Source organism: Hydrogenophaga defluvii (assembly GCF_042665235.1).
Lineage (GTDB): Bacteria > Pseudomonadota > Gammaproteobacteria > Burkholderiales > Burkholderiaceae_C > Hydrogenophaga > Hydrogenophaga defluvii_A.
Genome location: NZ_JBHTBZ010000049.1, coordinates 1 through 13,799, shown reverse-complemented (window position 1 = coordinate 13,799; position 13,799 = coordinate 1). Strand labels below are relative to the sequence as shown.

12 protein-coding genes are annotated in these 13,799 nt (G+C 65.7%); 6 read left to right on the top strand and 6 right to left on the bottom strand.

Annotated features, from left to right (window positions below):
* Window positions 1-6: 6 nt before the first annotated feature.
* Window positions 7-825, bottom strand: a complete 819-nt coding sequence (locus ACFQU0_RS16125) for an alpha/beta fold hydrolase (protein ID WP_382202566.1) — start codon at window positions 823-825, stop codon at window positions 7-9.
* Window positions 826-900: 75 nt separating this feature from the next.
* On the opposite strand from ACFQU0_RS16125, the gene ACFQU0_RS16120 reads away from it, so the two are divergent.
* Together ACFQU0_RS16120 and ACFQU0_RS16115 are read left to right on the top strand one after the other, a co-directional pair.
* Window positions 901-1,392: a flavin reductase family protein gene (locus ACFQU0_RS16120; protein WP_382202564.1), complete on the top strand. Its 492-nt coding sequence runs from the start codon at window positions 901-903 to the stop codon at window positions 1,390-1,392.
* An 85-nt stretch (window positions 1,393-1,477) separates the two neighbouring features.
* A complete protein-coding gene (locus tag ACFQU0_RS16115; protein WP_382202562.1) occupies window positions 1,478-1,840 on the top strand; it encodes a DUF805 domain-containing protein in 363 nt (120 codons plus the stop codon).
* A gap of 25 nt (window positions 1,841-1,865) precedes the next feature.
* Here the strand turns inward: ACFQU0_RS16115 and ACFQU0_RS16110 are convergent, their stop codons facing one another.
* From ACFQU0_RS16110 to ACFQU0_RS16095, 4 genes are all read right to left on the bottom strand, one after another.
* Window positions 1,866-2,735 carry an HDOD domain-containing protein gene (locus tag ACFQU0_RS16110; protein ID WP_382202560.1) on the bottom strand — a complete coding sequence of 290 codons (870 nt, stop codon included), beginning with the start codon at window positions 2,733-2,735 and terminating at the stop codon, window positions 1,866-1,868.
* Between the two features lie 34 nt (window positions 2,736-2,769).
* Window positions 2,770-6,012 carry an EAL domain-containing protein gene (locus tag ACFQU0_RS16105; protein ID WP_382202704.1) on the bottom strand — a complete coding sequence of 1,081 codons (3,243 nt, stop codon included), beginning with the start codon at window positions 6,010-6,012 and terminating at the stop codon, window positions 2,770-2,772.
* 137 nt (window positions 6,013-6,149) lie between these two features.
* Entirely contained in the window at window positions 6,150-7,130 is a 981-nt protein-coding gene (locus tag ACFQU0_RS16100) for a tripartite tricarboxylate transporter substrate binding protein (RefSeq protein ID WP_382202558.1), read from the bottom strand.
* 102 nt (window positions 7,131-7,232) lie between these two features.
* Window positions 7,233-9,245: an acetoacetate--CoA ligase gene (locus tag ACFQU0_RS16095; protein WP_382202703.1), complete on the bottom strand. Its 2,013-nt coding sequence runs from the start codon at window positions 9,243-9,245 to the stop codon at window positions 7,233-7,235.
* Between the two features lie 98 nt (window positions 9,246-9,343).
* On the opposite strand from ACFQU0_RS16095, the gene ACFQU0_RS16090 reads away from it, so the two are divergent.
* The 4 genes from ACFQU0_RS16090 to ACFQU0_RS16075 all read left to right on the top strand — a co-directional run bounded on the left by ACFQU0_RS16090 (window position 9,344) and on the right by ACFQU0_RS16075 (window position 12,640).
* Window positions 9,344-9,946, top strand: a complete 603-nt coding sequence (locus tag ACFQU0_RS16090) for a TetR/AcrR family transcriptional regulator (protein WP_382202556.1) — start codon at window positions 9,344-9,346, stop codon at window positions 9,944-9,946.
* 55 nt (window positions 9,947-10,001) lie between these two features.
* Window positions 10,002-10,886 (top strand): alpha/beta hydrolase, encoded by an 885-nt coding sequence (locus ACFQU0_RS16085; protein WP_382202554.1) that lies wholly within the window; start codon window positions 10,002-10,004, stop codon window positions 10,884-10,886.
* Between the two features lie 46 nt (window positions 10,887-10,932).
* Entirely contained in the window at window positions 10,933-12,219 is a 1,287-nt protein-coding gene (locus ACFQU0_RS16080; protein ID WP_382202552.1) for a solute carrier family 23 protein, read from the top strand.
* Window positions 12,220-12,334: 115 nt separating this feature from the next.
* Complete coding sequence (locus tag ACFQU0_RS16075) at window positions 12,335-12,640, top strand: HigA family addiction module antitoxin (protein ID WP_382202550.1); 306 nt, start codon at window positions 12,335-12,337, stop codon at window positions 12,638-12,640.
* A gap of 9 nt (window positions 12,641-12,649) precedes the next feature.
* Here the strand turns inward: ACFQU0_RS16075 and ACFQU0_RS16070 are convergent, their stop codons facing one another.
* Window positions 12,650-13,675 carry an integron integrase gene (locus tag ACFQU0_RS16070; protein ID WP_382202548.1) on the bottom strand — a complete coding sequence of 342 codons (1,026 nt, stop codon included), beginning with the start codon at window positions 13,673-13,675 and terminating at the stop codon, window positions 12,650-12,652.
* Window positions 13,676-13,799 lie beyond the last annotated feature (124 nt).

Sequence of the window (13,799 nt, the reverse complement as noted above, 5' to 3'; positions counted from 1 at the left end):
GCGGCTTCAGTGCAGCGTGCCGCTGGTGCGCATGCCCGGGGCGGTGTCGGCCAGAAAAGACAGCACCGCCGCATCAAAGTCGTCGGGGGCCTCCAGGTTGGGCCATCGGCCCACCCCGGAGAGCACGGCGCAGTGCGCCAGGGGCAGATCAAGCGCCATGGCCTGCACCCGCTCAGGGGTGGCGACGCCGTCGAATTCACCCGTCAGCAACAACGTGGGCACCCGCACATGGGCCAAGGCGGCGTGGCGGTCAAAGCGTGACTGGGCATCCAGCGCCCTGCGGTAGGTGGACACAAACACGCCGCCCAGGGCGTGCTCGGCCAGTTGTGCGCCCTCGGGCAGCGAACCCGGTCCCACCTGCCGGGGCACCAGGCGCTGTGCCAGATCGCGCATGTTCAGGCCGGCATCCAGGGGTGCGGTGCGCTCACTCGCATAAGCCTCGCGCTGAGCCGCTGGCAGGTCGACAAAACTGGCCAGCGAGCCGCTCAAAATCAAGCGGTTGACCAGATCGGGGCGGCGCAACACCACCTCTTGCGCCACCATGCCGCCCATGCCCTGCCCCAGCAGGATCACCGAGGCGTGCGAGCCGTCCGGGCGCTGCGTCAGCGCTTCGATCAGGGCCACACAGCGCGCGGCCAGGCCCTTGAAGTCGTAGGGCTCAACGGGTGGGCTGTGTCCGTAGCCGGGCATGTCCCAAGCCACCGCCTGGTAGCCTTGCAAGGCAAAGCTTTCGACCTGAGGCGCAAACGCCACGTGGCTGGCGTCCACGTCGTGCAACATCAGCAGAACAGGGCCTCGGCCCAGCGTGGTGAATCGCGGCAACATGGCCCCATGGTACGCCCTGCCAAGGCGCTGCGGGCATACTACAGGCCCCCCATGCCCGACACCCCTGGTCCCTTGATGCCCCTCCCTCCCCCCAGCACACGCGCCTTCCGCGATGCACTGGGCATGTTCGCCACCGGCGTCACCATCGTCACCGCACGCGCGGCCGATGGCAGTCTGGTGGGCCTGACCGCCAACTCCTTCAATTCGGTGTCCCTGTCGCCACCCCTGGTGCTGTGGAGCCTGTCGCGGGCTGCGGGCTCCATGGCCACCTTCGCCAGCGGTTCGCACTACGCCATCAACGTGCTGGGGGCCGACCAGCGCGCCCTGGCCGAGCGTTTTGCCGCCAAAGACGTGGACCGCTGGACCGGCGTGGCCTTCAGCGAAGGCGCTGGTGGTGCACCGCTGCTGGACGGTGCCGTTGCGGTGTTTGAATGTTTCAACCGCAGCCAGTACGAAGAAGGCGACCACGTGATTTTTGTGGGTGAGGTGGAACGTTGCCAGCACCGCAGCGGGGCCTCGCCACTGCTCTACCACGGCGGCCAGTTCTACACCGAACACCCGCTCTGAGAGAGGGTGCGGGCACGCGCCAACCATCACATGTATCGATTCGAGCGGGTTACCATGGGTGTCCCCTGTTTCAAGAGGACGCGCCATGACCTTTGTCGAATCGATTCAGACCTGTTTTGGGAAGTACGCCACCTTCGCCGGGCGCGCAGCGCGCCCTGAATACTGGTGGTTCGTTCTGTTTCTCGTCCTGACGCAGGTCGTGGCCGAGATGATCTCCCCGACCTTGTCGGCCGTTTTTGTGATTGCCACGCTGATTCCTGCCATCGCTGCCGCCACGCGGCGACTACACGATGTTGATCGCAGCGGCTGGTGGCAGCTGATCGGCTTCATTCCGCTGATCGGCTGGATCGTGCTGATTTACTGGATGTGCCAGCCGGGCAAGGAACCCAATCGCTTCGGGCCGGCACCCAACAGCCCCTCTCAGATACAGGATTTCAGCCAAGTCTGAGCGAGCGGTCTTGGGCCCGCGCGGCTCAAGCCAGCACCACGGCCTCAAACGCGGGGTGCAGTTCGTCGATCCAGTGGTTGACCTCGTCCTCGCTGACCTGCAGATACGCCAGGCAAGCGGGGCCATGGCGCTGCCATTCGCGCAGTGGCGGCAGGCCCTCGTGCTGGTGCACCAGGTGGTCGGCAATCAAACCCATGGCCACCAGGCGGCGTTCGGTGTCGCCCAAACCGCTGTCGCTCAGGCAGGTGAAGTCGTGGTGCAGACGGATGGCCACCGCCACGGGCAACGGCAGGCGCCAGGTGCGCGCCACGATGGCACCCACCACCGCGTGGTCGGTGCGGTGGTTGGCGTTTTCGGTCTGGGTGAAGCTGCGGTCCTGGCGGGCCATGGCTTCGGTGAGGGTGCCGCCGTAGCCTTTGACGCCTGCCATCATCACCGGCATGCCGACGTGGCAGAACAGACCAAAGGTGTAGGACAGGCCGGGGTCCATGCCATACAGCTGCTGGCCGATGTGTTCGCAGGCGATGGCACGGCGGGTGGAGCTTTCCCAGAAGTGCGCCAGCAAGTGTGAATGCACCTGCAGCGCGTGGCGGGTGAGAAAACCGCTGAGCAGTTTGACCGATGGTTTCATGCCCAGCACGTTGAGCGCCTGCCCCACGCCAGTGACCGGCTGTTGCAGGCCGTACAGCGGGCTGTTGGCCTGGCGCAGCAAGGCGGCGGCCATGGCCACGTCGGCGCTGGCGATGCGGGCGATGGCTTCCGGGTCCGGGTCGTGCGTGGCGGTGGCATCCTGCAGCTGCACCAGCAGCTCCGGGCAGGGGGGAATGACGATGTCGCGCACCGGCCCGCTGCGGCGGGCCAGGTCCAGGGCCTGCACCAGTTGTTCGTTCTTCAATCGGTTGGCGGCGATGGGCGCGCCTGCTTCGGTTTCATGCGGGCACCCCGATTGGCTGGGGCTGGTGTGCCGAATGCCGCAAGGCCCATGCCTGCCATTCTGCCGCAGGCAGGGGCCGACTGAAGTGGAAACCCTGCAACTCGTCGCAGCCCAAACCGCGCAGGCTGTTGGCGGTGGCCAGGTCCTCCACCCCTTCGGCCACCACGCGCAGGCCCAGGGTGTGACCCAGGGCTATGACGGCGCGGGTGATGGCCATGTCCGCCGGATCGTTGAGCATGTCGTCCACAAAAGAGCGGTCGACCTTGAGCTTATCGATGTCAAAGCGTTTGAGGTAGGCGAGGCTGGAGTAGCCGGTGCCAAAGTCGTCGATGGACAGCTGCAGGCCCAGCGCCTTGAGCGCGGCCATCTGCGCCTGCGCCGCCATGGCGTTGTCCATCAGCTGCGACTCGGTGATCTCCAGCTCCAGGCACTGCGGGCACATACCGGTGCGTGCGATCAGCGCTTGCAGGAACGGCACCAGTTCGGGGTCTGCCAGTTGCGAAGCAGAAATGTTGACAGAGACCTGGCACCTGTGCAGCAGGTGGCCCTCGTCGCCCGCAGCCAGGGCCTGCCACCCCACCCAGGCGGCACAGGCCTGCTCCAGCACCCAGGCGCCTATGGGCTTGATCAGACCGGTTTCTTCGGCCACCGCGATGAATTCGGCAGGCGGCACCGACCCCAGGGCCACGCTGTCCCAGCGCAACAAGGCCTCGGCGCCCACCAGGGCCAGCGTGGCGGCATCCACCCGGGGCTGAAAGTGCAGGCTCAGTTCGCCGCGGTCCAGCGCCTTGCGCAGGTGGTGCTCCACCGATTGGCGGGCCAAGGCGCGCTGGTCGGTCTCCTCGGAATAGAAACGCGCCATGTCGCGCCCGGTGGCCTTGGCTTCGTACATGGCGGCGTCGGCACGGCGCATTAGCTCATCGAGCTGCACGCCATCGTCGGGGTAAACGGCGATGCCCACACTACACGAGACGTTGAGTTCATGCCCGTCCACCGGGTGCGCCTGGCGGATCAGCGGGATCAGGCGGCGCTCCACGGTCAAGCGCACCTCGTCCTTGCTGGCCACGTCGCGCATGATGATGACGAACTCGTCGCCACCCAGGCGGCTCACCGTGTCGTGCCCACGCACCGATTGTTTGAGCCGCTCGGCCACCGAGCGCAGCAAACCATCGCCGATGTGGTGGCCCAGGGTGTCGTTGATGATCTTGAAGCGGTCGAGGTCGATGAACAGCACGGCCACCTGCTTGTGGTGCAGGGCGGCGTGAGCAAGTGCGTCCTGCAGCCGCTGCACACACAGCGAGCGGTTGGGCAGGTCGGTCAGCACGTCGTGGTGGGCCAGGTACTGGATGCGCTCTTCCTTGGCTTTGCGGTCGGTGATGTCGATGCAGATGCCGATGAAGTTGCCGATGCCGCCGGCCACACTGCCGTCGCGCACGGCCGAGACCATGAGCCAGGCCGGGTAGGTGTCGCCCGAACGGCGGCGAAAGCGCACCTCGCCCTGCCAGGCGTCCTTGTCCTGCAACACACGGCCAATCACCGCGCCCAGCGGCACGCCGGCGTTTTCTTCCAGCAGAAAGCCCAGGTCTTCACCGATGATTTCGTAGAAGTCGTAGCTGGTGCTGCGGCAGAAGGCCTTGTTGACGCTCAAAATCTTGCGTTCGGCGTCCATGATGATGATGCCCTCGGACGAGGCTTCGAACACCTTGGCCCACAGCTCCAGCCGCTGCTCCATCACCTTGAGCACGTTGATGGGCGTGAAGGCCGTCAGCACCGCGTCGCGGCCCTGGAACTGCAGCCGGCGCGCCGACAACACCGCCCACGAGGGTTCGGCGCCACCTTTCCAGCGCACCTCGAATTCGTCCACCACGCCGTTGTCGGCCAGGCGTTGAAAGAAGCGCGCGCGCACGCTGGGCTCCAGGCCCTCGCGCCACGGATCGCTGTTGCGGCCATTGAGCCAGGGGCTGGCGGGTGCGTTGGCGTGCAAGACCTCGTGTTCGGGCACCGAGGTGACGACCATGGGAATGGGGAAGGCCTCCACCAGCTCACGCTGGGCAGCGCTGGCGCGGGCGCTGGCCGCCAGTTCCTGCTGCAGCAGGCGCTCGCGGTCGAGCTGGGCCAGCATCTCGTTGAAGGCGTTCACCAGGCGGCCAATTTCATCGCGGCTGGCCCACTCGGCGCGCAGACTGTGGTCGCCGCTGCGGCGCACCTCGTCGGCCACGTTGGCCAGGTGGCCCAGGGGTTTGGCAATTTGCCGTGCCACCAGGTAGACCAGGCTGAGGATGCAGGCCAGCAGCGCCAACGCCGTGCCCAAATGCAGCCACATGCGGGCGTACAAGCCATCGACGCGCTTGTCCAGCAAGCCGTCCAACGTGCGGATGCCGCCCTGCCAGGTCTGGCGCAGGTTTTCCAGCAGCAGGTGGTACTCGACCTGCAAGGCGGTGCGGTCGCGCTCCAGTGTGCCTTCGGCGGCCATGGCCTGCACCAGGGCCTGGAAACGCTGGGCGTTGTCGCGCAGCGCTTCGCGCGATGCGCGCAAGCTTTGCTGCAAGGCCGGGCCACCGGCCACAAAAGCCTGCCCATAGTCCGCCTCGACGCCGCGCACCACGGCCTCCAGCCGGCCAGCCAGGGTCAGCAGTTCGGCGGTGCGGTTGGACGCCTGGGTCGCCGTCGCGGCGCTGCGGGCACCGGTGCGGGTCTGGTCCTCCACAAAACGCCGGGTGTCGTACACCACCTGCAGCAACTCGGGAAAACGCAGCACCACCAGCGACATCACGTAGTAGCTGTCCAGATCGGGATCGAGGATGAGGTTGGACTGGTTGCCCACCGACGTCAGAAGTTCGCGGCCCTGGCGCAGCACCAGATCGCGGGCGCGGTCGTCGGCCGTGCCGGGCATGCTCAGCTGCTCCAGCGTGGCGGCGAAAGCCGCGCCTTGCTCACCCGTCTGCAGCACCTCGTCGTGCGCCTGCCGCACCGCCGCCAGCGCTTGCAAGTGCGAGGTCGAAAGCAAGGGCGCGTCGCCCTGCTGAAGAAACACCGCCATCAACGCCTCGCTGGCCGCTGCGGTGTACACCGTGCCCACCGTTTCTTTGCGGGTGAAGTCGATGGCCAGGAATTTCTCGTGGATGAGGATGCCCGAGACGTAGATGACGGCGCTCAGATCCAGCAGGTAGATGAGCATGAGCTTGCGGCCCACGCTGAGCCTGCCCAACCAACCCGAAACGCGTTGCACCAGTGCCATCGCCGTCATGCCTTTTTTGACCTCGGCGCAGGACCGCGCCAATTGTCAAATCAAGCAAGTTCTGGGCCACAACGCACCAAGCTGGGGCAAAAAAGGCGCCTCGCGGGCGCCTGCTGAACACCGGTGGGTGGGGCGCGTCAGCTTTTCTTGGCCAGCCCCAGGCGTTCGATGGTGGCCTTTTCGGCGGCATAGGTACGCGCCGCGTAGGCCGTGTAGTCGGCGGTGCTCATGTACACGGAGGGCATATAGAAGCGGTCCAACGTGGCCTGCACCTTGGGGTCGTCCAGCGTGGCCTTGAAAGCGTCGTGCAACACCTTGACCACGGCGGGGTCCATGTTCTTGGGGCCGCCAATGCCAAACGGCGATTCGGTGATGGTGTCCCAGCCGCTTTCCTTGACGGTGGGCACGTCAGGGAAGGCCTTGTTGCGTTTGCTGCCCAGCGTGGCCAGCAGGCGCAGCTTGCCACTTTGCACATGGGGCGCAAATTCGGTGGTGCCGCTCATCACACGGATGTGCCCGCCCAGGATGGCCTGCATGATTTCGGCCGAGCCTTTGTAGGCAATGGGATTGAGCTGGATGCCGGCCTTTTCGCTGAACTCCTCGATGGCCAGGTGAGGCGTGGTGCCGGTGCCGGTGTGGCCGTATTCCAGCTTGCCAGGGTTGGCCTTGGCGTAGGCCACCATTTCCTTGAGGGTTTTGAAAGGCGCGTCGGCGGTGCAGGCAATGCCAAAGGTGTAGCCGGTCAGGCAGGCGATGTGGGTGATGTCCTTGACCGGGTCGAAGGCCATCTGCTGCATGTGCGGCAGACGGTAGATGCCCAGCGGCAGCTGCGTGAGCAGGTAACCGTCGCCTTTGGCGTTGACCATGGCGGTGGCGCCCAGCGTGCCACCGGCGCCCGGTTTGTTGTCGATCACCACCGACACCCCCAGGGTGCGCGAGGCGCTTTCGGCAAAGGCACGCATCACCGCATCGCTGCTGCCACCCGCCGGCCAGGGCGCAATCAGGGTGATGGGCCGAGAGGGGAATTTGTCTTGTGCCAGCGCGGGCAAAGCCACGGTGGTGGCGGCGCCAGCGGTCAGGGCCAGGGCCTGGCGGCGATTGAGGTGTTTGGGCGTCATTGCGAGGGTCTCCGTCGTGGGTGAATGTGAACGCCCACACGTTACGGCCAGACGCCAGCGGCTGAAAAGCGGGGCAGCCCTAGGCCCCCCACCGTTTCAGTCTCACGCGCGACTCGACCGCGCCGCGGCAAAGGCGACGTACCAGTCGAGGCAAGCGGGGTTGGCCATGGCGTCTTTGTTGACCACTTTCTCGATGGGCTGGCCCAGCAGCAGTTTCTTGATGGGCAGCTCCTGCTTTTTGCCGCTGAGCGTGCGCGGCACCTCGGCCACCTGGTGGATGCTGTCGGGCACAAAACGCGGCGAGAGGGCGATCTTGATGGCCGTGTTGATGCGCCCCTTGAGCGCATCGTCCAGCGTCACGCCCGGGCGCAGCACCACAAACAGCGGCATGTCGCTGTCCCGGCCCAGGTACTCCAGGTCCACCACCAGGCTGTCGAGCACCTCGGGCAGGGCTTCGACGGCGTTGTAGATTTCGCTGGTGCCCATGCGCAAGCCGTGGCGGTTGATGGTGGCGTCGCTGCGGCCGTAGATCACGCAGCCGCCGTCGGTGCCGATCTTGAGCCAGTCGCCATGGCGCCAGACGCCGGGGTACATGTCGAAGTAGCTGGACAGGTAACGTTGGCCACCTTCGTCGCCCCAGAAATAGAGCGGCATGGACGGGATGGGTTGGGTGCAGACCAACTCGCCGACCTCGCCGATGACAGGCTGGCCCTGTTCGTTCCAGGCCTCAACGGCGCAGCCCAGCAAGCGGCATTGCATCTGGCCAGGCACTTGCGGCAATTCGCGGTTGCCGCCAATGAACGCGCCGCAAAAATCGGTGCCGCCGGAGATGTTGCACCACCAAATATCAGGCGTGCCAATGGCAGCAAACTGCGCCGTGCCCCAGCGCTGCACGTCTTCGGGCAGGGGCGAGCCGGTGCAGCCTAGGGCGCGGATGCGGCGCAGGTCGTGGCCGGCGGCCTCCAGGGCGGGCAAATCGACGCCCCCCTTCATGTTGTTGGTGAAGAAGGCCGCGCCCGCGCCGAAGAAGGTGACCCGGTGCCGCGCGGCGAATCGCCACAACACCGTCCAATCGGGCGCCTCTTTGCTGCCGCCGGGGCTGCCGTCGAACAGGCAAATGGTGGTGCCACCGGCCAGGCCACCGAGCTGGGCGTTCCACATCACCCAGCCGGTGGAGCTGTACCAGTGAAAACGCTCGCCCCAGCTGTTGGGGTGGTAACTGGCGCCGATGTCGTTGTGGATGCACTTGAGGGCAAACAGCGTCATCAGGATGCCGCCGTGCCCGTGCACGATGGGTTTGGGCAAGCCCGTGGTGCCGCTGGAGTACACCACCCACAGCGGGTGGTCGAAGGGCAGGTGTTCGGGCTCGAAGGCGGCCACGGCGGGGTTGTCGCGCGCGGTCAGGGTGTCGAAGTCGTGTGCGTGGAGCACACGTTCGGCGGCGAAGCGGGTGCGCAGCACCACGGTGTGGGCCAGCGAAGGCAAGGCCGCACGCAGCTCCTGCACCACCTGGCTGCGGTCCAGCGCCTTGCCGCCGTAGAACACACCGTCGGCAGCGATCAAGGCCTTGGGTTCGATCTGGCTGAAGCGGTCGAGCACGGCGGCCGTGCCCATGTCGGGCGCGCACACGCTCCACACGGCGCCGATGCTGGCGCAGGCCAGAAAGGCCACCATGGTTTCGGGCACGTTGGGCAGGTAGGCGGCCACGCGGTCGCCGCGTTCAATGCCCAGCTCGCGCAGGCACAGGGCCAGCGAGGCCACCTGGCGTTGCAACTCGGGCCAGGTCAGTTCGCGCACGCGGCCGGTTTCGTCTTCGCTGACGATGGCCAACATGCCCGCCCCGTGGGCCGGCGCCACGTGACGCATCACCTGCCGCGCGTAGTTGACTTGGGCGCCTTCGAACCATTTCACGTGGGGCATGGGGCCACCCGACAACACCGCGCTGTGTGGGGTGGGCGAGGCCATCTCAAAGTAATCCCAGATGCTTTGCCAGAAGGCCGCGAGGTCCGTGGTGGACCAGCGCCAGAGCGCGTCAAAACTGTCGAAGTGCAGGTTCCGATGTTCGGCCAGCCACTGCTGGTACAGACGCAGCCGAGGCACAAACGGGGCGGCCATGGGGTGTTGTGTTGTCTCCATGGCGGCATTATTGCGGCCGACGAACGGCAAGCGTTGTCACGCACCAAATTTCGCACGAGTGTGCTAAATTCTCGCCCATGGACGCCCGCACCCAAAAAAGCGAACTCACCCGCGCCGCCATTGTGGGCGCGGCGCTGGACTTGGCTGCGGCCGAGGGGCTGGAGGCGATTTCGCTGCAGGTCGTGGCCGACCGCATTGGCCTGTCCAAAAGCGGCGTCTTCTCCCGCGTGGGTTCGCGCGAGGCGCTGCAGATGGCGGTGATTGATGAGTTTGGTCGCCGTTTCCTGGCCGACGTGTTTGTGCCCGCCATGCAGGTGCCCAAGGGCCTGCCCCGGCTCAACGACATCGTGCGACGCTGGTTCATCCGCATGCGCGAGGTGGAAACCCACACCGGCTGCCTGTTCACGGCTGGCGCATTCGAGCTGGACGACCGCGAGGGCGAGTTGCGCGAGCACCTGCTGGGCGAAGTGACGCGTTGGCGCGCGGCCCTGCGGCGCACCGTGTTGCAGGCGTTGGACGCCGGCCACCTCAAGCCCGACACCGACCCGGAGCAACTGGTGGGGGAAATCTACAGCCTGGCCATCGGGCTGATCCACGACGCCCGCTTCCTGCGCGACCCGCGAGCGGCCGACCGTGCCCAGGCGAGCTGGCAGCGGCTGATCCGCAGCTACCAACCCTGACCTCTTTTTTTGCCCCTATTTCGCACGATCGTGCGAAATACAACTGGAGAAGACCATGACCCCCATTGCCCTCGAAACCGCCGCCAGCTACTACAACGCCAGCCCAGGCACACGCTGGTTCCGCTGGCTGCTGGGTGCCGCCCAGCGCCTGTCGCCTGCGCTGGCCGAGCGCGCGGCCACGCGCCTCTTCCTCACGCCGCTGCCGCCCAAGTGGCTGCAGCGCCGCCACCCCTGGGCCGCGCAGTGGCAGGTGGAGCATTGGGACTTCGAGGCGACCAACCTCACGCTCTACAGCCGCCCGGCCGCACCCCACGGGTCGCTGGTGCTGTTGGTGCATGGTTGGGGTGGGCACGCCGGGCAGATGCGCGAGCTCGCGGCCGCCGTGTCGGCCCGTGGGTTGCGGCCGGTGCTGCTGGAGCTGCCCGCCCACGGCCGCAGCCGGGGCGTCACCAGCAACCTGCCACAGTTCGCCCGCGCCATCGGCTACGTGGCGGCCCGCCTGCGCCAGCAGGGGCACGACGTGCGGGCGGTGGTGGCCCATTCGCTGGCGGCCAATGCCCTCGCCTACGCGGCCGGGCGCGGGCTCGATGTGCCACGCCTGGTGCTGCTGGCGCCGCCGGCTTCGCCACACGACTACACCCGCTTGTTCGCCCACGTGTTCGGGCTCAGCGAAACGACGCGCGCCGCGCTGCAGCACCGCGTGGAAACCCGCGAGGCGGTGCTGATGCGCCAGTTCGAGCCGACGTCTTCAGGCCCACGCGTCGGCGCAGCCACCCTGGTGGTGCACGACCGCGAGGACCGCATCAACCCCTTCGCCGACGGCCTGGCGTTTGCGCAGTCCATCCCGCAGGCGAACTGGCTGGAAACCAGCGGCCTGGGCCATATGCGCCTGCTCAAAGCCCCCGCCGTGCTGGACGCCGTGGTGGCACACGTTGCTTGACATTTGAATTAGCATCGCCCCACTTCAACAACCCGAGGATGGAGCGATGGGCATGTTCAACTGGAAAGAAAAAAGCGATGCCTCCCTGCAGGCCGGCGGAGTGATTGGCCCCGACGAGCGCCTGCCCTGGCCTCAAACGGCCGTGATGGGTGTGCAACACCTGATCGCCATGTTCGGCGCCACCGTGTTGGCGCCCATCCTCATGGGCTTCGATCCCAACGTGGCGGTGCTCATGAGCGGCATCGGCACCCTGATCTTCTTCTTCATGACCGGAGGCAAGGTGCCCAGCTACCTGGGTTCGAGCTTTGCCTTCATCGGCGTGGTGATTGCGGCCAGCGGCTACGGCGGCACCGGCCCCAACACCAACCTGGGCGTGGCCCTTGGCGGCATCATCGCCTGCGGCGCGCTGTACTTCATCATCGGTGCCATCGTGCAGGCGGTGGGCATCGGCTGGATCGAGCGCTTCATGCCGCCGGTGGTCACCGGTTCGGTGGTGGCGGTGATCGGCCTGAACCTGGCGCACATCCCCATCAAGAACATGGCGCCCACCGGTTTTGACGCCTGGATGCAGGCCATCACCTTCGTGAGCGTGGCCCTGGTGGCGGTGTTCACCAAAGGCATGGTGCAGCGCCTGCTCATCCTCATGGGCCTGATCGTGGCGAGTGTCATCTACGCCGTGCTCACCAACGGGCTGGGCATGGGCAAACCCATGGACTTGTCGGGCATCGCCAACGCCGCGTGGATCGGCATGCCCAACTTCAGCGCGCCGGTCTTCACCGGCAACGCCATGCTGCTGATCGCGCCCGTGGCCATCATCCTGGTGGCCGAAAACCTGGGCCACATCAAGGCCGTGACCGCCATGACCGGCAAAAACCTGGACGTCTACATGGGCCGCGCCTTCATGGGCGACGGCGTGGCCACCATGGTGGCGGGCAGCGCCGGCGGCACCGGCGTGACCACCTACGCCGAAAACATCGGCGTCATGGCCGCCACCAAAATCTACTCAACCGCCGTGTTTTTTGTGGCCGCGTTGATGGCCGTGGTGCTGGGCTTCAGCCCCAAGTTCGGCGCCGTGATTCAGGCCATTCCGCTGCCGGTGATGGGCGGCGTGTCCATCGTCGTGTTCGGTCTCATCGCCATCGCCGGCGCCAAGATTTGGGTCGAGAACAAGGTGGACTTCTCCGACAACAAAAACCTCATCGTCGCGGCCATCACCCTGGTGCTGGGCACGGGCGACTTCACCCTCAAGTTCGGTGGCTTTGGGCTGGGCGGCATCGGCACCGCCACATTTGGGGCGATCCTGTTGTATGCGTTGTTGAACCGCAAGACTTGAGCCCCATCAAAGAAGAATTGAGAATGTGGCTATGCGAAAGCTGGCCATGCTCAACCGGTCGGGCACAGACGCTGAAGACGTTGAGATCGTGGATTACCACTGAAGGAGCATGACCGTGCGCGAAGTCCCTTACCCACATCCCGGTGAAATTCTGCTGGAGGAATTTCTCAAGCCGATGGGCATCACCCAATACCGGCTGGCCAAAGAAATTGGCGTGCCACAGCGCCGCATCGGCGAAATTGTGGCCGGCACACGGGGGGTATCGGTGGATACCGGCCTGCGCCTGGCACGGTTCTTCGGTGTGTCCGAAGATTTCTGGATCGGCCTGCAATCCGACCACGACCGCGAGATGGCCAAGCAAGCCTTGTCGTCCACCCTCGCTGCCATCACACCATGGGTAAGTGAGGCGGAACACGCCTGAAGCGCCACGCTACAAGGCATCCAACGGACTGAGCACCCCACGCCCGCCCTTGTTGAGCACATGGGTGTAGATCATGGTGGTGCTCACGTCCGCATGCCCCAACAACTCCTGCACGGTGCGGATGTCGTAGCCAGCCTGCAGCATGTGGGTGGCAAACGAATGGCGCAACACGTGGGGCGTGACAGGCTTGGCGATGCTGGCCCGTTGCGCTGCCTCGCGCACCGCGCGCTGGACCGATTCAGGAAACACGTGGTGCCGCCGCTCCATGGCCTGACCAGTGCGCGCATCAGGACGGGGGTCCATGGCCCGCACGGGTGACGGAAACACCCACTGCCAGCCCCAGGTGCGGTCGGCATTCGGGTACTTCACCGCCAGCGCGTGCGGCAAATACACCTGTCCCAGCCCAGCCTGCACATCTTTCTCATGCAAGGCTCGGGCGTGATCCAGTTGGGCCTGCAGCGGACGCATCAGGTTCTCAGGCAGCACCGTCACGCGGTCTTTGTTGCCCTTGCCTTCGCGCACAACGATCTCGCGCCGCGCAAATTCCACATCCTTCACGCGCAGCCGCAGCACCTCCATCACACGCATGCCCGTGCCATAAAGCAATTGCGCAATCAGGCCCGTGGTGCCCTGCATGTGCAACAGCAATTCGCGCACTTCGGTGGGTGTGAGCACCACCGGCAAACGGCGCGGCGCCTTGGCCTGCACCACTTCGTCCAGCCAAGGCAAGTCGATATTCAATACCGATTTGTACAAATACAAAATGGCCGATTTGGCCTGATTCTGCGTGGATGCCGACACCTGCCTGTCCACCGCCAAATGTGTGAGAAACGCCGCCACCTCTGCCGCGCCCATCTCCACCGGATGGCGTTTATTGTGGAAAAGAACAAAACGGCGCACCCAATCCACATACGCCTGCTCGGTGCGAATGCTGTAATGCCGCGTGCGCAAATCGGCCCGCAACCGGTCCAGCAGCTTGGGCGCTGCGGGCGGTGGGCTCTGTGGGCTGGCCTCAGCGTTCGTCAGACCTGTCATCCGGAAAATTTTAGGTTTGCCTAAAAGGCGAGACACGAGTCCAACGAGTAAGGATAGATCGCGCGAAGCCGCGATCTGATCCGTTTGTTGGACGAGCCCGGTTCCAGCACCGCCCGTTGCGGCA

What these genes read in the sequence shown, in the direction of transcription:
- ACFQU0_RS16125 (WP_382202566.1), bottom strand. Translation starts at nt 825, where the DNA reads ATGTTGCCGCGATTCACCACGCTGGGCCGAGGCCCTGTTCTGCTGATG.
- ACFQU0_RS16120 (WP_382202564.1), top strand. Translation starts at nt 901, where the DNA reads ATGCCCCTCCCTCCCCCCAGCACACGCGCCTTCCGCGATGCACTGGGC.
- ACFQU0_RS16115 (WP_382202562.1), top strand. Translation starts at nt 1,478, where the DNA reads ATGACCTTTGTCGAATCGATTCAGACCTGTTTTGGGAAGTACGCCACC.
- ACFQU0_RS16105 (WP_382202704.1), bottom strand. Translation starts at nt 6,012, where the DNA reads ATGGCACTGGTGCAACGCGTTTCGGGTTGGTTGGGCAGGCTCAGCGTG.
- ACFQU0_RS16100 (WP_382202558.1), bottom strand. Translation starts at nt 7,130, where the DNA reads ATGACGCCCAAACACCTCAATCGCCGCCAGGCCCTGGCCCTGACCGCT.
- ACFQU0_RS16095 (WP_382202703.1), bottom strand. Translation starts at nt 9,245, where the DNA reads ATGGCCGCCCCGTTTGTGCCTCGGCTGCGTCTGTACCAGCAGTGGCTG.
- ACFQU0_RS16090 (WP_382202556.1), top strand. Translation starts at nt 9,344, where the DNA reads ATGGACGCCCGCACCCAAAAAAGCGAACTCACCCGCGCCGCCATTGTG.
- ACFQU0_RS16085 (WP_382202554.1), top strand. Translation starts at nt 10,002, where the DNA reads ATGACCCCCATTGCCCTCGAAACCGCCGCCAGCTACTACAACGCCAGC.
- ACFQU0_RS16080 (WP_382202552.1), top strand. Translation starts at nt 10,933, where the DNA reads ATGGGCATGTTCAACTGGAAAGAAAAAAGCGATGCCTCCCTGCAGGCC.
- ACFQU0_RS16070 (WP_382202548.1), bottom strand. Translation starts at nt 13,675, where the DNA reads ATGACAGGTCTGACGAACGCTGAGGCCAGCCCACAGAGCCCACCGCCC.